Raw genomic sequence first — 18,634 nt, 5'->3', positions numbered from 1 at the left:
ATAGAAAGGCTACTTCTGAAAAAGACTAGCCTGCCGCCGGCATTGTTCGAAGCAGGGCGGGGGGCGTGCACGGGGATCACAGCGCCTTGACCGCCCCCAGCACCTGGGCCAGGGAGTCCTTGGCGTCACCGAACAGCAGGGACGTCTGCGGCTCGTACAGCAGGTCGTTCTCGATCCCGGCGAACCCCGGACGCATCGAACGCTTCAGGAAGACCACCTGCCGCGCCTCCGCCACCTCCAGGATGGGCATCCCATAGATGGGGGACCCGGAGGATGTCTTGGCCGCCGGGTTCACGACGTCGTTCGCGCCTACCACCAGCGCTACATCGGCTGTCTTAAACTCCGGGTTGATCTCCCCCATTTCCTTAAGCGACTCATAGGGCACGTTGGCCTCGGCCAGGAGCACGTTCATGTGCCCGGGCATCCGGCCGGCGACGGGATGGATGGCGAAGTCCACCTCGATGCCGCGGCTTTCCAGGGCCTGCGCGAGTTCCGCGGCAGTGTGCTGGCCCTGCGCCACGGCCAGGCCGTAGCCGGGGACAATGATCACGCGCTGGGCGTAACCAAGGAGCACGGCAACGTCCTCGGGGCTGGAGGAACGCACCGGACGCTCGCTCACCGCGGTGGATCCCGCCGTCGAACCTCCCCTGAAGGCGCCGAAAAGGATGCCGGTGACGCTGCGGCCCATGGCGGCCGCCATGGCACGGGTGAGGATGGTGCCGGAGGCGCCCACCAGGGTGCCGGCCACCACCAGCAGCACGTTGCCGAGCACCACGCCGGAGGCTGCCACGGCCAGGCCGGTGAAGGCGTTCAGCAGCGAGATCACGATGGGAACATCGGCCCCTCCCACCGGCAGCACCAACAGGATGCCTGCGGCCAGGCCGAGGAGGAGCAGCACCACCGCCAGCGGCGGGGACCCGGTGGCAATGACGACGCCGGCAGCCGCCACCGCGGCCAGCAGCACCGCCGCCATCACCGCGGGAAGGCCGGGGAACAGCACCGGGCGCGTGGTCATCAGTTCCTGGAGTTTGGCGAACGTGACCCCGGAACCGGCGAACGAGACGGCACCCACCAGGAGCGTGAACACGATGGCCAGCCGCACCCAGGGATTGTCCGCATGGCTGAGTTCCAGGAGCGCCACCAGCGCAGCGGCGCCGCCGCCCACGCCATTGAAGAGGGCCACCAGCTGCGGCATCTGGGTCATTCTGACCCGCCGCGCCACGGGGGCAGCCACGGCTGACCCCAGGGCAATGGCACCAAGGATCCACGGGATATTTTCGAGCCGGGCGGACAGGAAGACCGTGACGACGGCGATCAGCGCGCCGAGTGCGCCGATGAGGTTGCCCCTTCGGGCGGTCCGCGGGGAGCTGAGGCCGCGCAGCGCAAGGATGAAGCAGACGGCGGCAACGAGATACAGGAGCGCGGTCCAGACGGGGTCCAGGAGGGTCATGGTCCTTCCACCTTCCCTGCAGACGGATTGCGCCCTACCTCTTTCCGGGCGTGGAACATGTGCAGCATCCGGTCCGTCACCACGAAGCCACCCACCAGGTTTGCGGTGGCGAGGACGACGGCGAGGAGGGCCACCGCGAGCACCCACGGGTCGGCTGCCTGGCCGGCCACAATGATGGCCCCCACCAGGATGATCCCGTGGATGGCGTTCGCGCCGGACATCAGCGGCGTGTGCAGGGTGCTGGAGACCTTGGACACCACCTCGAAGCCGACAAACACCGCCAGGACCGTGATGGTCAGCAGGCTCATCCCGTCCATCAGAGCACTCCTTCCCGCCGGCTGCCGGCCCGCTCGGCCAGCAGCTCCGCCGTCGGTTGGTGCCGTACCGTGCCGTCGTGTGTCAGGCACGCGCCCGCGAGAACTTCGTCGTCGAAATCAGGTGCCAGGGTGCCGTCCCGGATCACCAGGGCCAACAGGTTGGCGACGTTCTTGGCGTACAGGCGGGAAGCGTCGGACGCCATGGTGGAGGGGGCGTCCTTCAGGCCCACAAGGGTGACGAAACCGGAGCCATCCGCTGTCGGAACGGGAATGTCCTGGCCGGGAACCACTGCCTCCACGTTGCCGCCGGACTCTGCGGCGAGGTCCACCACGACAGACCCTGGCCGCATGCCCTGCACCATCTCCGTGGTTACCAGGAGCGGGGCACGCCTGCCGGGGACGGCCGCCGTCGTAATCAAAACGTCCGCCTGGGCCACGTGCGGTGCGAGCAGTTGGCGCTGGCGGGTGCCGGCGTCGGAACTTAGCTGGCGGGCATAGCCGCCGACCGCTTCCGCTGTTTCGAGGTCCAGCCGGATGAAGGTGCCGCCCATGGACGCCACCTCGTCAGCGGAGGCGGGACGGATGTCGTTGGCGAAGACGCGCGCACCCAGGCGCTTGGCGGTGCCGATGGCCTGCAGGCCCGCCACGCCCGCGCCCAGCACCAGGACCCGCGCGGGCGGCACCGTCCCCGCGGCGGTCATGTACAGCGGGAAGAACCGGGGCAGGCGGATGGCCGCCTCAAGGACGCAGCGGTAACCGGCCACGAGCGCCTGGGAACTGAGCGCGTCCATGGACTGGGCACGGGAGATGCGGGGCACCAGTTCGAGGGCGAAGGCAGTGACGCCGGCGTCGGCCAGCGCCTGCACGGTTGGCAGTTCGGACGACGGCGACGCCAGGCCTGCCGAGACGGCGCCCCTTTTCAGGGACGTGGCGGTGTCCGGGTTGAGGGGCCGGACGTGGGCGAGGACGTCAAGCTGCGCCAGGTCCAGTTCCTCAACGATGTGCGCTCCGGCCTGGCGGTAGGCGGAGTCCGGGTGGCCCGTGGCCGCACCAGCGCCTGCCTCGAGGAGCACCTCCAGACCAAGCGCCGCCAGTTGCTTCACCGTTTCCGGGGTTGCGGCAACCCGCCGTTCACCCTCCCGGCGTTCCCGCGGAATGCCCAGTTTCACCCGCCGACTCCCCTCGCAGCACGGGTGCGGCAGCGCCGCCCCCGGCAGGGCCTGGATCTGTTGGATCAGGGAGCGCGGAGCGTCACTGCTGCACGTAATTGGCTAGAGTCTATGGCCCACACCGTTGCTGCGGGAGTAGGGCGGCCTGCTTGGATGCAGAACGGTGATGTTGGGGTTATGCCGACGAAGGCTTCCAGCACCCTGGCACTATGACCTGCCCGATCGGCCGCCGGCGATCACATAAGAATCCTGCAGCAGTTCCGCCAGCAGCCTTTCGTCGATCCGGTCCAGCCGGACCAGCACCAATTGGGGTGAACGTTCGTGGTGCGGGGTCCAGAAGTAGACATCCGGTTCGGTTCCGGCCAGTGCCTCCCGCTCCTGAGTTTTGACGGTGAGGACTCCGGGTTCCCAGATCCGGGCCATCAATGTCCTGGCGAACCAGGCGGGCTGGCCCCAGCTGGGCCGTTCGGTGACGCCGGGCAGCGCGAATGCGATCCTGCGGACGTCCTCGACTGTGGCCATGGGCCACAGTCTGCGCGCCTTGTACCGGGGTGCGCAATGACCTTCCGGCTATTCCGCAGAAGCTGTCCCTGCGCAGGGACAGTCCTGGGGCGTGCACTCCGGCCGCAGGCGTCCCGGTCCGGCCGGGGTGCCACGGACCGGGCTCCGGGGCCTGAGCAGGCGCTTCATCAATTCACTGTTTGCAGCAAGGGAAGGCTATCCTAAGTCGTTCCCTTCTTTTGTTCCTGCCTTCCCCGAGGCAGCCCTGCAAGGTGGTTTTTGTGCGCTCGTTCCTCCGGCCCCGCGTCCTTGTGGCAGCACTGGCCACCCTTACCCTGACCGGCTGCGGCTTCAGCGGCACCCAGACCCAGGCCGTGCAGCCCACTGCCACGGCCGACACCAGCCAGCGGATCGTGGTGGATAACTTCCGGGCGCCGGTGGCAAACTGGGCCGTCGAGTCCGATGCCGCCTACATCCTTTCCCTGTCCGGGTGCCTGGAGACGCTGACCACCTTCAACCAGGCCGAGGGCAAGGTCCTGCCCTCACTCGCCACCGAGTGGAAGCAGACCTCGCCCCTGGACTGGGATTTCAGCATCCGCCAAGGCGTCAAATTCCAGGACGGCACTGACCTCACCGCGGAGTCAGTCGTGTCAGCCCTGAACCACGTCCTGGACGCCAAGGTCCCCGCCCGGGCCTTCAACCGCACCATGGTCAGCAGCGTCACCGCCGTGGACGCCCAGACCGTCCGCGTCAGCACTCCGGCTGAAAACCCGTTGGTTCCGTACCGCCTGGCCAGCGTCAACACCGGCATCCTGGCGCCGGCCGCCTACAAGCCCGAAGGCCTGGACCCGTTCGGGCACTGCACCGGGCCCTTCACTCCCGTCTCGGAGAAGGCAAAGCAGTCCCTGACCCTGGACCGCAACGAGAACTACTGGGGCGGAGACGTCCAGCTCGCAGGCGCAGAAATCCGCTTCATCACCAACGGCGCCACCCGGGCCGCCCAGGTGCAGACCGGCGAAGCCGACATCTCGCTGTCCATCCCGGTTGCCAGCCTCGCGGCACTTAAAGCGGACGACGGCGTCAGCGTCCTGGGTGCCGATTCCCCCCGCACTGCCACCATGTACATGAACAACGGCCGCGCCCCGCTGGACAACATTGACGTCCGCAAGGCGGTCCGGGAGGCCCTCGACCTCGACGCCCTGGCTGCCAGTGTCTATGAAGGCGCAGCGCTGCCGGCAACCGGGCCGTTCGCGCCGTCCGAGCCCTGGGCCGGGGACAAGCAGGACCAGCAGGTGCAGGACCTCGAGGAAGCCCGCAAGCTGCTCGCCGGCGCCGGCTACACCGCGGACCGCCCGTTGGAGATCATCGCCATCGTGGAGCGCGCGGAGTTCGCGGACGTCGCCGCCGTTGTGCAGGAAAACCTGAAGAACATCGGAATTCCCGTCACCATCACGTCCAAGGAATACGCCTCCGCGGAACCCGACGTCCTGGCCGGAAACTACGACATGCTGCTCAGCCAGCGCAACCGGCTGATCGACATCGCCGACCCCATCGGATTCCTCACCGCCGACTACACCTGCAAGGGCACCTACAACCTGAGCCACTTCTGCGACCCGGAATACGACGGGATCATCGCCGAAGCGGCCAAGACCGTGGACACCGGCGAGCGCTACAAGCTGTACGGCGCCGCAGGCCAGATCCTGCAGGACCAAGCGGTCAACGCCTGGCTGGTGAACGAACAGGCCACGGATGCCATCCGCACGAATGTCCTCGGCTACGTCCAGGACCCGCTGTCCCGCTACGTCCTGACAGCAAAGACGGCCAAGGCCGCCTCCTAGCCGGCGCCGCAAAACCAGCCGCGTATGCTGCAGTTCATCACCAAACGTACGGTCACCCTGGTGGCCGCCGTTGTGGTGTCCTCCTTTGCGGTCTTCCTGATCCCATACTTCACGCCGGGCGACCCCGTCCGGAAGATCATCCGCTCCCGGGTGGCTGGTGACGCCATCGACGATTCAGCAGTGCAGGGCCTCAGCGAAAGCCTGGGCCTGCACGATCCCCTGGCGGTGCAGTACTTCCGGTGGCTCGCGGACTTTTTCAGCGGCGACATGGGTCTGTCCTTCGTCAGCCGCACCCCGGTGGCGGAGCAGGTGCTGCCTGCCCTTTCGGTCACGCTCAGCCTGGTCCTCATGTCCCTGGGGCTGGCTGCGGCACTATCGCTCCCCCTCGGAATCCTCTCGGGGCTGCGGCCCGGAACCGCAGCCGACAGAGCCATCACAGCCGTAACCCAGGCCCTGATTGCCATGCCGGAATACTGGGTGGCACCCTTGCTGGTGCTGGTTTTCGCACTGAAGCTCTCCATCCTGCCAACAGCGGGCTGGAATGACCTCTCCTCCGCTGTGCTGCCGGCCCTGACCCTGGCCCTGCGGCCCATCAGCTTCTTCACGTCGGCTGTGCGGGCGGGGATCATTGACGCGGCAGCCGCCGACCACGTCCCGGCCGCCCGGGCCAGGGGGCTCAGACAGGGCCAGGCCGTCCTCCGGCACGTGGTGCCGAACGGCCTGGTGCCGCTGTCCACCCTGTTTGCCGTGTGGTTCGCGGGGCTGCTGGGCGGATCGGTCATCGTGGAAGTCATCTTCGCCGTTCCCGGCATGGGCAGGCTCATGTTCGACGCCGTCGTCAACAGCGATATTCCGCTGGCGCAGGGCGGGGTGGTGGTTGTGGTGGCACTCGCCGTCGGCGTGACCACGCTGGCTGACTTCGTCCACCAGTTCCTCAGCAGGACAGTAGGAGGAACCCTTGCCTAAGCGCTTCACAATGACCACCCTGGCCGCCGCTGTCCTTGCCCTGATGGTGCTGGGTGTGCTGCTGGCCCCATGGATCTCGCCTTATCCGCCGGCCGAGCAGAATCTGGCCGATCGGTTGGCCCCGCCCTCGGCAGAGCACTGGCTGGGCACGGACAACCTGGGCCGGGACACCCTGAGCCGGATCCTCGAAGGCGGCCGGTTCTCCATGTCCGTAGCCGCGCTGGCCACCCTCCTGACCTGTCTTTTGGGTGTGGCCATCGGCATCCTCAGCGCCAGGCGGCGCGGGTGGGTGGATGAATTCCTGACCCGCAGCAACGACGTCCTGCTGGCGCTGCCGGAAATGGTGGTGGCCCTGTTCATTGTCGCGGCGCTGGGCACCGGCTTCGGCCCGCTGCTGCTCGCCCTCGTGGTCACCGGCTGGACACCTTTCGCCCGGCTGGCCCGGACCCTCGCCTATGACGTCTCCGCCCGGGGCTTCGTGGACGCGGCGCGGGTGGTGGGCTGCCCGCCGTCATTCATTGTGTTCCGGCACGTCCTGCCGCACCTTGCCGCGCCCATCCTGGGCCAGGCAACGCTGCGCTTCGGGCACCTGCTCATCAGTGTGGGCGCCCTCTCGTACCTGGGCCTGGGTGTCCAGCCGCCGCAGTCCGACTGGGGCTCCATGCTGGCGGCGGCGCAGCCCTATGCGGACCGCGCACCGATGGGAATCCTCGCCCCCGGCCTGGTGATTTTCACCGTGGCCCTCTGCGTCACCCTGATCGGCCAGCGCGCAGCCCACATGGCTGCGGCGCCGCTTCTGATGCCCCAGGCGACGGACAAGTGAGCCCAGTGGGCACGCGGCTGGTTTTGGAAGGGCTGGAGGTGCGGCAGGCAAGTGCAGGTACTGGAGCCCCCGGGAAGCGCCTGCTCTCCGGCGTCTCCCTGTCCGTCGAACCGGGTGAGTTTCTTGCGCTGGTGGGCAGTTCCGGCTCCGGCAAGACGCTGACCGCAATGTCCTGCCTTCGCCTGCTGCCGCCCGGCCTGCACATTACTGGAGGCTCCATAACCTTGGACGGCCAGGACCTGGCCCAGGCCCCCGAGCACCAGCTAAACTCCATCCGCGGTGGCAGGCTGGGGATGCTGTTCCAGCAGCCCAAGCGGATGTTCAATCCGAACCGGACCATCGAACAGCACCTGAAGGAGCCCCTGCGCCTCCACGCCGGCCTGCGGGGCGCCAAGGCGCGCACCAAGGCCCTGGAGCTCCTTGAGGAGGTGGGCTTCGCCGATCCGGGCAAGGGAATCCGCGCCTACCCGCACCAGCTGTCCGGCGGTATGGCCCAGCGCGCCATGACGGCCGTGGCACTGGCCGGGCAGCCCGGGATGCTGCTGGCTGATGAACCGACGTCGGCCCTGGACAAGGTGCTGGAACGCCAGATCCTGCAACTGCTGGACAGGGAACGCCGGGAACGCGGGCTGGGCATCCTCTACATCACCCACAACATTGCCTCCGTCGCGGCCTACGCGGACCGGGTGCTGGTGATGAACTCGGGTTCCATCGTGGAGGCCGCCCCGGCGGGTGAGCTGCTCACCCGGCCAAAGACGGACTACACCCGCCAGCTGCTGGCTGCCGCGCGCCTGGCACCGGAGTCCCGCCGCCGTCCCCCTTCCAGGGAACGCGACATCCTGGTGCTGGACCGCGTGGGCAAGCACTTCGGCCCGCGGCGGAAACTGGGGCATGCTGCACTGCACGACGTTTCACTGGCCCTGCGGCGGGGTGAAATCCTGGGGGTGCTGGGCCAGTCCGGCTCCGGCAAGAGCACCCTCGCCAAGGCCATTGTCGGTTTGGAAACTGCAAGCACCGGTTCCATTGCCCGGCAGCTCGATGCCGCTGCGCCGCGTGAAGCCACCGCCGTGCAGCTGGTATTCCAGGAACCGCACAGCGCCTTCGACCCGAGGATGACACTCCGCACCAGCCTGCAGGCGCCGCTGCGCCCGCACCGGGAACTTTCGCCTGAGGAGCGCGACGCAAGGATCGCGGCAGCCATGCAGGAGGTGGAGCTGGACCCGTCGCTGCTGGATAAAAGGCCCGGCCAATGCTCCGGGGGCCAGCTGCAGCGGGCGACGATTGCCCGCGCCCTGCTGCTGGAACCCCAGGTCCTGATCTGCGACGAAGCAACCTCGGCACTGGATGCCCTCACGCAGCGCACCATCCTGAACCTGCTGCTGCGGCTGCAGCGCGAACGCAACCTGTCCCTGATCGTCATCTCCCATGACATGGACGTGGTCAGGTACATGTGCGACAGGGTGGCCGTCCTGCTCGAAGGGCAGGTGGTCGAGGTGGCGGAGACCAAAGACTTCTTCGCGGCACCGCAGCACGAGCACAGTCGGGCGCTGGTGTCGGCTTCGATCCCCTGCCGCGCGGACGGGCAGTGGACGGTGCTGGAAGCGGTGAAAACCTAAGCTCCACAGGCAGCACCTCCCGGCTACGGCCGGCCGGTCTCCAGCACTGACGCCAAGTCGAAGTTGACCGGTTCCTCAAGCTGGGCGTAGGTGCATGACTCGGGATCCCGGTCCGGCCGCCAGCGGTTGAATTGGGCGGTATGCCGGAACCTGTCCCCCTCCATATGGTCGTAGCGGACCTCCACCACGAGTTCCGGTCGCAGCGGCACAAAGGACAGGTCCTTGCCGGCGCTCCAGCGGCTGCCCTCGGCATTGCGGGGTGTCCGTTCGCCTTCCTCCTGCTTGGCCCACGCCCACGGGTGGTCGTCGAAATCGGTGACCAAGGGCTGGAGCTGTTCGAACAGTTCCAGCCGCCGCTTCATGGGAAAGGCACCGATGACGCCCACGCTGGCCAGGCCGCCGTCGTCCTTGTACAGGCCCAGCAGCAGCGAACCGATGGCGTCCGGCCCGCTCTTGTGCAGCCGATAGCCGGCCACCACGCAGTCGGCCGTCCGCTCGTGCTTGGTCTTGAACATCACCCGCTTGTCCGGCTCATACCTGCCCTCCAGGCGTTTGGCCACAATGCCGTCCAGGCCCGCGCCCTCGAACTGCTGGAACCACTGTTCGGCCGTGTCCTTGTCCGTGGTGGCGGCGGTGAGATGCACCGGGGCCGTGCTGGCCGCGAGCGCCTTCTCCAGCGCAGCCCGCCGCTCGGTAAAAGGCCTGCCCGTGTAGTCGTCGTCGCCCAGGGCGAGCAGGTCGAAGGCCACAAATGAAGCCGGCGTCTGCGCCGCGAGCAGCTTCACCCGGCTCGCGGCCGGGTGGATGCGCTGCTGGAGGGCGTCGAAGTCGAGCCGGTCCCCGGAAGCACCGATCAGGATGATCTCGCCGTCCACCACGCACCGCGGCGGCAGGTTTTCCTTCAGTGCCTCGACGAGCTCGGGAAAGTAGCGGGTCATCGGCTTTTCATTGCGGCTGCCGATCTCAACCTCGTCGCCGTCACGGAAGATGATGGACCGGAACCCGTCCCATTTCGGTTCGTAGCTGAGGTCGCCTTCCGGGATGCCGCTGACGGCCTTGGCGAGCATGGGCGGGACGGGAGGCATCACGGGAAGTCTCATGCTGCCCATTCTTGCCCGGCCACGGCCCCGGCGGTAGACCGGCGCGGTCAGCGCGGCACAAGGCCTCAGCCCGCCAGCAGCCAGACGATCAGGATCAGCGCCGGGGCAGCCGCCGCCGTCGACAGCATGATGGTTTCCCGGGCCACCGCAACACCCCGCCCGTACTTGCCGGCGAACAGAAACACGTTCTGGGCCGACGGAAGGGCTGCCATGAGCACCACCCCCAGGAGCATGTGCTGGTCCAGGTTGAAGAGAAAGCGGCCGACGACGAACGCCACCGCCGGCATCACCGCTGACTTGAGGGCGGTGGCGGTAAGGATTTCGGCGGTGTGCCCGCCGCTTTGCAGCATCCGCGTTCCGTGCAGGGACATGCCGAAGGCCAGCAGCACCACCGGGACGGCGGCTCCGCCCAGGAGTGCCAGCGGCGCCATCACCGGATCCGGAAGTTCCACATTGAACGCTGCGAGGATCACGCCCAGCAGGGAAGCGATGATCATGGGGTTCCGGAACGGCTGCGTGACCAGCAGCCGGGGGGAGAACTTCCTGGTCCCGGACAGGTCCAGCAGGGTGAGGACCAGCGGGGCGAACAGCAGGAGCTGGACCAGCAGTACCGGGGCCACGGGGGTCGCATCGCCCAAGGCGTAGAGCGTGATGGGGATGCCGATGTTGTTGGCATTGACGTAGGAGCTGGCCATGGCCCCGATGGCGGTTTCAGCCAGGGGCCGCCGGAACCAGAGCCTGCTGGCCAGCACATACACCATGGCGGTGGCGGCCGCTGTGATCAGGGCAAGCGGCACGTAGGCGGAAAACACCACGCTGAGGTCTGACTCCAGCACCACCGTGAACAGCAGCACGGGGTTGGTGATGAAGAACGCCGTGCGGGTCAGCGCGGAGACCGTCGGCTCCCCGCCCAGTCCGCACCGTGCGGCGATGTATCCCACCGCAATGACGACGCCGATCACTGCCAGCCCGATCAGCACACCGCCCACAAGTGGTACTTCCTTCCCTTCCGCCGCCTGCGCAGGAGCAAGAAGTTCCGGAAGCGCAGTATTACAAGTCTCAAACTTATCTGACAAGTTGCTGGCTCGCTGCACGGCTGCCTGCCTTGCCGCCTTCAAGACAAACCCCTCGACACCGCACCACCCGGGACGGTAGAGGTTAACGATGGTTACCGTCGGCTTTCACGCCTCTCACGAACAGATCAGTCCCGCCCAACTGCTCAAGGACGTCCAGCACGCGGAACAGGCAGGGTTTGATGCCGCCATGTGCTCGGACCATATAGAGCCCTGGTCCGCCCGGCAGGGCCACTCCGGATTCGCCTGGTCCTGGCTTGGGGCCGCGCTGGCCACCACCAACCTCCGGTTCGGCGTGGTCACGGCGCCAGGCCAGCGCTACCACCCGGCGATCATCGCCCACGCCTCCGCCACACTCGCGAGCATGTTCCCGGACCGCTTCTGGTTCGCGCCGGGCAGCGGCGAGAACATGAACGAGCACATCACGGGTGACGGGTGGCCCGCCAAGGACATCCGCCAGCGCCGGCTGGAGGAATGCGTGGAGGTGATCCGCCGGCTGCACCGCGGCGAGGAGGTCACCCATCGCGGCCTGGTCACGGTGGAGCAGGCGCGGATCTGGGACGTTCCGGACAGCCCGCCGCCGCTGATTGCCCCCGCGGTGAGCGTGGATACCGCCCGCCGCGCGGCCGCCTGGGCGGACGGCCTGGTGACCGTTAACCAGCCGCCGGAAAAGCTGCGGGACATGCTCTCGGCCTACCGGGACAACGGCGGCAGGGGCAAGGCCGTGCTGCAGGTCCACCTGTCATGGGCCGGCAGCGAGCAGGAAGCGGTTGCAGTTGCCTTGGACCAGTGGCGGACCAACACTTACCAGCCTCCCATTCCCTGGGATCTTCCCACCGCCGGACACTTCGACCTCGTGGGCGAGCACGTAACCGAAGAGCAGGTCCGCACAACGGTCAACATCTCGGCCAGCCTCGAACAGCACGCGGAGTGGCTGTCAGGGTATGCGGACCTGGGCTTTGACGAACTCTACCTGCATTTCGTGGGGCAGGAGCAGGCTCCCTTTATCGACGCGTTCGCCGCGGAGGTCCTCCCGCAGCTCCGCGCTCCCGGCACCACCTCCGCCGGTACCACCGCCGAACCGCAACTTGTCGCATCCGCTGCCGAGCCGGCGTCGGGCGCCTCCGCATGAGGCTCGCCGAGACGTCCGACCTGTGGTGGAAGAATGCGGTGATCTACTGCCTGGACGTGGAGACTTTCTTTGACGACGACGGCGACGGCACCGGTGACTTCGCCGGCCTGACCCAGCGCGTGGACTACCTCGCTGCGCTCGGCGTCACCTGCATCTGGCTGATGCCGTTCTATCCCTCCCCGGACCGGGACGACGGCTACGACGTGACCGACTTCTTCACCGTGGACCCCCGGCTGGGCACCCTGGGAGACCTGGTGGAGTTCATCCGGGCGGCCAGGGACCGCGGCATGCGGGTGATCGCGGACTTCGTGGTGAATCACACCTCGGACAGGCACCCCTGGTTTGTGGAAGCCCGAAAATCCACGGACAACAAGTACCGGGACTATTACGTGTGGCGGAACGACACTCCCCCGGACACGTCGTCTCAGGTGGTGTTCCCCGGCGAGGAGGACTCGCTGTGGACCCAGGACGATGCCACGGGCGAGTGGTACCTGCACATGTTCGCCAAGCACCAGCCGGACCTGAACGTCACCAACCCGCAGGTCCGCGACCAGATTGCCAAGGCCATGGGACTGTGGCTGGAGCTGGGCCTGGACGGGTTCCGGCTGGACGCGGTGCCGTTCTTCCTTGAGACCCGGGGCCAGCCCAAGGACGAGGCCGCCAACCTGGATCCGCATGCCTACCTCTGCGCGCTGCGCCGCTTCGTCAGCCGGCGCAACGGCAGCGCGGTGCTGCTGGGCGAGGTGAACCTGCCGTACAAGGAGCAGCTGGAGTATTTCGGCGGGCCGGAAGGCAACGAGCTGAACATGCAGTTCGATTTTATGTCGATGCAGCACATCTACCTGTCGCTGGCCCGCCACGATGCCCGGCCGCTGGTGGAGACGCTGAAGAGCCGGCCGCCGATCCACCCGGACAACCAGTGGGCCATGTTCGTGCGCAACCACGACGAGCTCACGCTTGACAAGCTCACCGACGGCGAGCGCCAGGAGGTGTTCGCCGCGTTCGGCCCGGAGAAGAACATGCAGATCTACGGCCGGGGCTTGCGCCGGCGCCTGCCGCCAATGCTCGGCGGCGACCCGGAGCACCTCCGGATGGTGTACTCCCTGATGTTCTCCCTTCCCGGGACACCTGTGCTCTTTTATGGGGAGGAGATCGGCATGGGCGAGGACCTCCGGCAAAAAAGCCGGGCCGCGGTCCGCACGCCCATGCAGTGGAACACCGAAAAGAACGGTGGGTTCTCCAGTGCGCATGCCGCAGAGCTGGTGGCGCCGCTGGTGCGCGGCGAGTACGGGCCCGAGCACGTCAACGCTGCGGCCGGGAAGCGCGATCCCGAATCCCTGTTTGCCTTCATGGCCGCGCTGATCGCGCGTTACCGGGAGGCACCTGAGCTGGGCTGGGGTGAATTCGCGGTGATCGCCCAGCCCGAGCCCGCCGTGCTAGCCCACACCTGCAGTTCCGACGGCGGCACGATGGTTTTGCTGCACAACTTCGGCGAGGACACGGTGAAGGTCAGCACCAAGGTGTGCGGGGAGGACGACCCGCCGCAGGCCTACAGGGATGCCCTGCTGCTGGACCTGTTCGACGGCGACAACGTCGCCCTGGATCCCGACGGCAGCTTCACCCTCGAGCTGGGGCGGTACGGGCACCGCTGGTTCCGCCTGCACCGGAAAGGCGACCGGCTGGCCCCTTGAAACTGGCGGCGCGGTCATTTCCCGGGGAGTTTCTCTTCACCACCGAGGAAGGGGTGCGGGATCTGCTGCGGCAGGCGACGTCCCTGCAGAGCGACATGGAAGGCGTGCTGATGCCGATCGTGGTGCACATCGACGTGGAACTCGCCAAGCGCAAGATGAGCGTGGGGGAGTTCGCCGAGCGTGTCGGGATCACCCCCGCCAACGTGGCGGTGCTGAAAAACGGCAGGGCAAGGCGATCCGCTTCAGCACCCTGGACGCAATGTGCCGGGTGCTGGACTGCCAGGCGGGCGACCTGCTCGAGTGGGTCCCCGACGGCGCTGCCGCCGAAAGCGCTGGCGCCGAAGGGACGGAGAAGCCGTGAAGTGGTTGATCACACTCCCCGTTGTGGCGCTGGGGGCGGTTGTTTTCGTGCTTGGTGGCGCCGATGATTCCCCGGCCTCCAAGGCGTCGGGGCGGCAGCCTTTTGTGAAAAAATTAACCATGCGCCCGATGCAGCACTCCAGCAAACTCCAGAACGTGCGGTACGAACTCCGCGGACCCATACTCCAGGCCGCCAAGAACATGGAGGCGGAGGGGCACCGGATCCTCAAGATGAACCTGGGGGACACCGCACCGTTCGGGCTGGAAGCGCCGGAGTCCGTGGTGGTGGACATGATCCACCACCTGCGCGGGGCGCAGGGCTACAGCGACTCGAAAGGCATCTTCACTGCCCGCACCGCCATCTCGCAGTACTACCAGACGCGCGGCCTGATGCAGATCGGCGTGGAGGACATCTTCATCGGCAACGGCGTCAGCGAACTCATCTCGATGTGCCTGCAGGCGTTCATGGAGAACGGCGACGAGATCCTGGTGCCGGCACCCGATTACCCGCTCTGGACGGCCGCCATCACCTTGACCGGCGGCAAACCCGTGCACTATCTCTGCGACGAGGCGGAGAACTGGTGGCCGGACATGGCCGATGTTGAGGCCAGGATCACCAACCGCACCAAGGGGATTGTGATCATCAACCCCAACAACCCCACCGGGGCGGTGTACCCACGCCATATCCTGGAGCAGTTTGCCGCGCTGGCACGCAAGCACCACCTGGTGCTGTTCTCGGACGAGATCTACGAGAAGGTGCTCTACGAGGATGCCCGGCACTTCCACACGGCCTCCGTGGCGGAGGACGTGTGCTGCCTGACGTTCAGCGGCCTGTCCAAGGCCTACCGGATGCCGGGCTACCGGGCCGGCTGGGTGGCAGTCACCGGCCCGCTCGCCGCCACCGCCGCGTACCGGGAGGGGCTGGAACTGCTCGCCTCCCTGCGCCTCTGTGCCAACGTCCCCGCCCAGCACGCCATCCAGACGTGCCTCGGCGGGTACCAGAGCATCGACGCGCTGGTGCGGCCCGGCGGCAGGCTCCGGGAACAGCGGGACCTTGCCCACCAACTGCTCACAGCGATTCCCGGCGTAACGTGCGTGCCCGCGGCCGGAGCCATGTACCTGTTTCCCCGGCTGGATCCGGAGATCTACCCCATCAGCAGCGACGAGCAGTTTGTCCTTGACCTGCTGCAGGACCAGAAAATCCTCGTCTCACACGGTTCGGCCTTCAACTGGCCGGCGCCGGACCACTTCCGGTTCGTCATCCTTCCAACAGTGCTGGACATCCGTGAGGCAGTGCGGAGGATCTCCACGTTCCTGGCGTCCTACCGGGCAAGCCTGGAACTGCCCTAGGAAACAGCTCCGGCGCGAAGAACTAACCGACGCCTAACCGTCAGGAAACCCCTGCGCAACATTGCGTCGGCACACTTGATTCTGCAGGCAAGAGCCGGCACCAGCCCCAGCCAGGAGCCCCGCCATGAAGCAGAAAGCGACACCTCATGTAACCCGAGTCCGCGCCCTGGACCAGCTCCACCGCGGCGATGAGATAGAAGCCCGCCTCTCCGTCGGGCCATCCTACGACGACGTGGTCATCCGCCGCGGCAGCGTCCAGGAAACAGCCCCGGGCATCGGCGTGGTGTGGATCCTGGACCGGCTCACCGGCCTGCGCAAAGCGATCAATACGGACGAATGCAGCGTCTGGCGGGTTGCCTGAACGCTGCCTGACCCGTGCCAGGAAGCGGGTATTGCGGGTGTAGCCAGTAAGGGCTGCCCGCAGTGCCGGAGCTTCCGCCCCTGCCGTCCAGTCTCAACCTCCCGCCACCGACTGGATGACCAGCACCTCCTGGCCCGGGGCAACCTCGGTGTCCAGCCCCTGCAGCCGGCGCACTTCGTCCCCGTCCACGTAGACGTTCACGAAGCGCCGCAGGGCACCTGTCTCGTCACGGAGCCGCCGGGCGAGCACTGCGAAGTCCGAGGTCACTGAATCCAGCAGCTTTCCCACGGTTACCGGCCCGTCGGCGGGCGCAGTCAGGACGGACTGCCCGCCGGCCAAGGGCTGCAGGACACTGGGAAGCACCACCGTGATGTCAGGCACCGGTGACCACTGCTGCCCGCACACAGAGCACATCCGGAAGGTGGGACACCACCTCCTGGAAGGTCTCACCCTCATCCGCGCTTGCGTAGACGGTGCCGCCGCGCGTCCCGAAATACACTCCTGCCGGCTCCGCAGTGTCCACGGAGGCAGCATCGCGCAGCACGCTGTTGTACTCCCCCGCCGGCAGGCCGGAGTCGAGCCTCTTCCAGGTCGAGCCGGCGTCGTCAGTGCGATGGACGGCGAGCTCACCATCCGGCGGGATGCGTTCTCCGTCAGCCTTCAGCGGGATCACCCAGGCCCTACCCTCCCGGCGGGGGTGGGTCAGCATAACGAAACCGAAGTCGGCCGGCAGGCCCTCGGCGATGGAGTTCCATGTGTCCGCGTTGTCATCCGTGCGGTAGACGCCATGGTGGTTCTGGGCATAGAGGCGACCTTCGACGGCGGCGTCCGCCGCAATCTTGTGCACGCACTGGCCGAACTCGGGGTTGGGGTCCGGCATGAAATATGCGGAAATGCCGCGGTTGCGCGGCTCCCAGGAGGTCCCGCCGTCGAGCGACCGATAAACCCCCCCGGTGCTCATGGCCACGTGGACCGTTTCCCCCGCCGGATGGACAACAATCGAGTGCGCTGCTGCGCCGCCGTAGCCGGCGCCCCATTCGCTGCGGTGCGGATGGTCCCAGAGCCCGCGGTTCAGCTCGAAGTGCTCACCGCCGTCGGTGGATTTCCAGACTGAAATGGGTTGCGCCCCCGCCCACACCACTCCGGGCCGGGACTCCGCGTCCGGGTGAATCTGCCAGAGTCGCTCCACGGCCGCTCCGGTGTCCTCGGGGAACCGGATGGCACCCTGCTCGGGCTCGGACCAAGTGGCGCCCAAATCATCGGTATGGGCAACGGTAGGCCCCCAATGCTCGCTGCGGACCCCCGCCATGATCCGGGTGCGGCCGTCTCTGGTGTCGATCCCGATGCTGGGGATCTCGCTCATGAGGAAGTGGGGGCCGGTGAAGGACCATTGGCGCCTGTCCGGGCTGGTGGCCAGCCACAGGCCTTTTTTGGTGCCGATCGCCAAGACAAAACTCTCTGCGGTTGCCATGGCCACCATGCAACCACCGGCCCGGGCTGCCCGCAACGGTTTTTTCAACAATGTGGGGAACGCCGGAGTGGGGGAAACAGGCCCCGAAGGTGCGTCAGTCGACGAACTCGGATTGGGTTTCGATGAAATCCCAGTCCTCGTCGGTCAGGATCCCTGTGGGCTTGCCCGGATGCGGTCCTCCCGCTTCCGCAATTCCCTGGAGCACAAAAAGGGGCAACTCCTCGGCGCGGAGATTCTCCCGCAGCCATTCCTTGCTGGCCAGGTCCAGGTCCAGCCACCACATGAAAATTTCCATGGCTTCCACGCACCTTTCGTTTGCTCCCACGTTAGGCCGGGCCGGGTCAGCGGACAAGATACATTGCCCGCCCCGCAAGTAGCCAGTGCAGGTAGTCCCTCCACAATGTGGGTACCCGCAAGTAACCCGCACAGTCGGGAACGGGGAAAGACGAACACCTGCTGTCACCCCGGTGGTTGAGGAACAGGCAGAAGTTCCCACCGCCGTCGTCCCGCCTGCCAAGCTCCCCGAAGCCGGCGCCCCCGCAAGCAAGGCACCGACCGCTGCTCCTGCACCACGGACTACCGCGAAGCAGCAGGCACCGGCGCGTTCCTCCGCTGCCCCGCCAGCCACAAGCCGGGGTACCAACCAGGTTTACAACGCCCAGACCGCCGTCGATGGTTCTGGAAGCGCCCCGTCCTGGCTGGCGGGCCTGTAAGCACTGACGGCTGCCGGGGCCGCAGTGGCAGTCCGCCCGGCCGTCCATCAAGCCTGGCTCGTGGCCCTTGCCCCTAGGCACCAACCACAGCCCTTTGACGCGCAGCCGGCATGCGGCAGAAGCTAAACATTCCCGGCGGCGCTGGAACCGGGGAGACGTGGCCATTCTCCTCTGTGGCGTACTGGCCTTCCTGTCCATCACCTTCGGGCGCCCCTGTTCCACCAACCGCGCTCCGCTGCTGTCGGGTCAGCCGTGGAATCAGCGCGCACTGCTGAGCCCGCTGCCCCTGCAGTTCCGCCGGCGCAGCCCGTTCCCTTGGCGAAAACGGACACGGCCGAGGCCGCTGCCGCAACTGCCGGTCCTCCTACCGGTGCTTTGCCGGAACCTGCCTTCGGCACCCCCGGCCATTGCTCAGCCAACACCACCTACGTAATCGGCCACAGCTGGGATGGAGTGGAGGCACCGTTCAACCACTTGAGTCAGCGGCCGCAGTGGGTGGGCGGTTTGAGGTGGAGACCACGGCCGGCACCATCACGTACCAGGTGGACAGCGTCACCACCTACCTGAAGTCGAGCCTGAAGGAGAGCCCCATCTGGGAGATGGTGCCCAACCGGCTGGTCCTGATGAGCTGCTACACGGAGGATCCATGGGGAAAAAATGTGGTTGTGACGGCCTCATCTGCGGTTTCCTAGCGCCGCTGGGC

Annotated in this window: 19 protein-coding genes and 1 pseudogene; 11 read left to right on the top strand and 9 right to left on the bottom strand. The window is 67.0% G+C overall.

All coding sequences use genetic code 11. The features are described from left to right. Positions 1-76: 76 nt before the first annotated feature. The 4 genes from FDW81_RS07725 to FDW81_RS07710 all read right to left on the bottom strand — a co-directional run bounded on the left by FDW81_RS07725 (position 77) and on the right by FDW81_RS07710 (position 3,458). Positions 77-1,450 carry an NAD(P)(+) transhydrogenase (Re/Si-specific) subunit beta gene (locus FDW81_RS07725; RefSeq protein ID WP_138133609.1) on the bottom strand — a complete coding sequence of 458 codons (1,374 nt, stop codon included), beginning with the start codon at positions 1,448-1,450 and terminating at the stop codon, positions 77-79. After that, positions 1,447-1,767, bottom strand: a complete 321-nt coding sequence (locus FDW81_RS07720; protein ID WP_138133608.1) for an NAD(P) transhydrogenase subunit alpha — start codon at positions 1,765-1,767, stop codon at positions 1,447-1,449. The genes FDW81_RS07725 and FDW81_RS07720 overlap by 4 nt, the downstream gene beginning before the upstream one ends. Continuing rightward, on the bottom strand, positions 1,767-2,936 hold the full coding sequence (locus FDW81_RS07715; protein ID WP_138133607.1) for a Re/Si-specific NAD(P)(+) transhydrogenase subunit alpha: 1,170 nt from the start codon (positions 2,934-2,936) through the stop codon (positions 1,767-1,769). Before FDW81_RS07715 ends, FDW81_RS07720 begins: the two co-directional genes overlap by 1 nt. 207 nt (positions 2,937-3,143) lie before the next feature. Further along, on the bottom strand, positions 3,144-3,458 hold the full coding sequence (locus tag FDW81_RS07710; protein ID WP_138133606.1) for an MmcQ/YjbR family DNA-binding protein: 315 nt from the start codon (positions 3,456-3,458) through the stop codon (positions 3,144-3,146). A gap of 260 nt (positions 3,459-3,718) precedes the next feature. Here FDW81_RS07710 and FDW81_RS07705 point away from each other — a divergent pair, with 260 nt between their 5' ends. The 4 genes from FDW81_RS07705 to nikE are packed head-to-tail and all read left to right on the top strand — an operon-like array spanning position 3,719 to position 8,680. Then, complete coding sequence (locus FDW81_RS07705) at positions 3,719-5,275, top strand: ABC transporter substrate-binding protein (RefSeq protein WP_138133605.1); 1,557 nt, start codon at positions 3,719-3,721, stop codon at positions 5,273-5,275. 24 nt (positions 5,276-5,299) lie between these two features. Beyond that, a complete protein-coding gene (locus FDW81_RS07700; protein ID WP_138133604.1) occupies positions 5,300-6,241 on the top strand; it encodes an ABC transporter permease in 942 nt (313 codons plus the stop codon). Then, the gene (locus FDW81_RS07695; protein ID WP_240720049.1) at positions 6,234-7,064 is read left to right on the top strand and encodes an ABC transporter permease; all 831 of its coding nucleotides are present in this window, start codon (positions 6,234-6,236) and stop codon (positions 7,062-7,064) included. The genes FDW81_RS07700 and FDW81_RS07695 overlap by 8 nt, the downstream gene beginning before the upstream one ends. Continuing rightward, the gene (gene nikE / locus FDW81_RS07690) at positions 7,061-8,680 is read left to right on the top strand and encodes a nickel ABC transporter ATP-binding protein NikE (protein WP_370278845.1); all 1,620 of its coding nucleotides are present in this window, start codon (positions 7,061-7,063) and stop codon (positions 8,678-8,680) included. The genes FDW81_RS07695 and nikE overlap by 4 nt, the downstream gene beginning before the upstream one ends. A 23-nt stretch (positions 8,681-8,703) precedes the next feature. On the opposite strand, the gene FDW81_RS07685 is transcribed toward nikE, so the two are convergent. Then, positions 8,704-9,780, bottom strand: a complete 1,077-nt coding sequence (locus FDW81_RS07685) for an ATP-dependent DNA ligase (RefSeq protein WP_138133603.1) — start codon at positions 9,778-9,780, stop codon at positions 8,704-8,706. Between the two features lie 65 nt (positions 9,781-9,845). Then, on the bottom strand, positions 9,846-10,769 hold the full coding sequence (locus FDW81_RS07680) for an AEC family transporter (protein WP_138133602.1): 924 nt from the start codon (positions 10,767-10,769) through the stop codon (positions 9,846-9,848). Positions 10,770-10,944: 175 nt separating this feature from the next. Here FDW81_RS07680 and FDW81_RS07675 point away from each other — a divergent pair, with 175 nt between their 5' ends. From FDW81_RS07675 to FDW81_RS07655, 5 genes and pseudogenes are all read left to right on the top strand, one after another. Then, positions 10,945-11,985 (top strand): TIGR03885 family FMN-dependent LLM class oxidoreductase, encoded by a 1,041-nt coding sequence (locus FDW81_RS07675; RefSeq protein ID WP_138133601.1) that lies wholly within the window; start codon positions 10,945-10,947, stop codon positions 11,983-11,985. After that, positions 11,982-13,676, top strand: a complete 1,695-nt coding sequence (locus FDW81_RS07670) for an alpha-amylase family protein (RefSeq protein WP_138133600.1) — start codon at positions 11,982-11,984, stop codon at positions 13,674-13,676. The genes FDW81_RS07675 and FDW81_RS07670 overlap by 4 nt, the downstream gene beginning before the upstream one ends. A gap of 110 nt (positions 13,677-13,786) precedes the next feature. Then, a pseudogene (locus FDW81_RS07665) lies at positions 13,787-14,037 on the top strand (helix-turn-helix domain-containing protein). Positions 14,038-14,156: 119 nt separating this feature from the next. Next, positions 14,157-15,386 carry a pyridoxal phosphate-dependent aminotransferase gene (locus FDW81_RS07660; protein WP_138133599.1) on the top strand — a complete coding sequence of 410 codons (1,230 nt, stop codon included), beginning with the start codon at positions 14,157-14,159 and terminating at the stop codon, positions 15,384-15,386. Positions 15,387-15,510: 124 nt separating this feature from the next. Next, the gene (locus FDW81_RS07655) at positions 15,511-15,747 is read left to right on the top strand and encodes a hypothetical protein (protein ID WP_138133598.1); all 237 of its coding nucleotides are present in this window, start codon (positions 15,511-15,513) and stop codon (positions 15,745-15,747) included. 93 nt (positions 15,748-15,840) lie between these two features. Here FDW81_RS07655 and FDW81_RS07650 read toward each other — a convergent pair whose 3' ends face one another. The 3 genes from FDW81_RS07650 to FDW81_RS07640 all read right to left on the bottom strand — a co-directional run bounded on the left by FDW81_RS07650 (position 15,841) and on the right by FDW81_RS07640 (position 17,513). Continuing rightward, a complete protein-coding gene (locus FDW81_RS07650) occupies positions 15,841-16,128 on the bottom strand; it encodes a MoaD/ThiS family protein (protein ID WP_138133597.1) in 288 nt (95 codons plus the stop codon). Then, positions 16,121-17,227, bottom strand: a complete 1,107-nt coding sequence (locus FDW81_RS07645) for an exo-alpha-sialidase (protein WP_138133596.1) — start codon at positions 17,225-17,227, stop codon at positions 16,121-16,123. Before FDW81_RS07645 ends, FDW81_RS07650 begins: the two co-directional genes overlap by 8 nt. An 85-nt stretch (positions 17,228-17,312) precedes the next feature. Beyond that, complete coding sequence (locus tag FDW81_RS07640; protein ID WP_138133595.1) at positions 17,313-17,513, bottom strand: hypothetical protein; 201 nt, start codon at positions 17,511-17,513, stop codon at positions 17,313-17,315. 172 nt (positions 17,514-17,685) lie between these two features. Here FDW81_RS07640 and FDW81_RS07635 point away from each other — a divergent pair, with 172 nt between their 5' ends. Together FDW81_RS07635 and FDW81_RS18700 are read left to right on the top strand one after the other, a co-directional pair. After that, positions 17,686-17,931, top strand: a complete 246-nt coding sequence (locus FDW81_RS07635; protein WP_138133594.1) for a hypothetical protein — start codon at positions 17,686-17,688, stop codon at positions 17,929-17,931. A 509-nt stretch (positions 17,932-18,440) separates the two neighbouring features. Continuing rightward, positions 18,441-18,623 carry a hypothetical protein gene (locus FDW81_RS18700; RefSeq protein ID WP_370278840.1) on the top strand — a complete coding sequence of 61 codons (183 nt, stop codon included), beginning with the start codon at positions 18,441-18,443 and terminating at the stop codon, positions 18,621-18,623. Positions 18,624-18,634 lie beyond the last annotated feature (11 nt).

It is taken from the genome of Pseudarthrobacter sp. NamB4, from assembly GCF_005796185.1.
Lineage (GTDB): Bacteria > Actinomycetota > Actinomycetes > Actinomycetales > Micrococcaceae > Arthrobacter.
This window is presented reverse-complemented; position numbering and strand designations above follow the sequence as displayed.

What these genes read in the sequence shown, in the direction of transcription:
- FDW81_RS07710 (WP_138133606.1), bottom strand. Translation starts at nt 3,458, where the DNA reads ATGGCCACAGTCGAGGACGTCCGCAGGATCGCATTCGCGCTGCCCGGC.
- FDW81_RS07645 (WP_138133596.1), bottom strand. Translation starts at nt 17,227, where the DNA reads ATGGTGGCCATGGCAACCGCAGAGAGTTTTGTCTTGGCGATCGGCACC.
- FDW81_RS07720 (WP_138133608.1), bottom strand. Translation starts at nt 1,767, where the DNA reads ATGGACGGGATGAGCCTGCTGACCATCACGGTCCTGGCGGTGTTTGTC.
- FDW81_RS07675 (WP_138133601.1), top strand. Translation starts at nt 10,945, where the DNA reads ATGGTTACCGTCGGCTTTCACGCCTCTCACGAACAGATCAGTCCCGCC.
- FDW81_RS07670 (WP_138133600.1), top strand. Translation starts at nt 11,982, where the DNA reads ATGAGGCTCGCCGAGACGTCCGACCTGTGGTGGAAGAATGCGGTGATC.
- FDW81_RS07700 (WP_138133604.1), top strand. Translation starts at nt 5,300, where the DNA reads ATGCTGCAGTTCATCACCAAACGTACGGTCACCCTGGTGGCCGCCGTT.
- FDW81_RS07660 (WP_138133599.1), top strand. Translation starts at nt 14,157, where the DNA reads ATGCGCCCGATGCAGCACTCCAGCAAACTCCAGAACGTGCGGTACGAA.
- FDW81_RS07655 (WP_138133598.1), top strand. Translation starts at nt 15,511, where the DNA reads ATGAAGCAGAAAGCGACACCTCATGTAACCCGAGTCCGCGCCCTGGAC.
- FDW81_RS07685 (WP_138133603.1), bottom strand. Translation starts at nt 9,780, where the DNA reads ATGAGACTTCCCGTGATGCCTCCCGTCCCGCCCATGCTCGCCAAGGCC.
- FDW81_RS07725 (WP_138133609.1), bottom strand. Translation starts at nt 1,450, where the DNA reads ATGACCCTCCTGGACCCCGTCTGGACCGCGCTCCTGTATCTCGTTGCC.
- FDW81_RS07640 (WP_138133595.1), bottom strand. Translation starts at nt 17,513, where the DNA reads ATGGAAATTTTCATGTGGTGGCTGGACCTGGACCTGGCCAGCAAGGAA.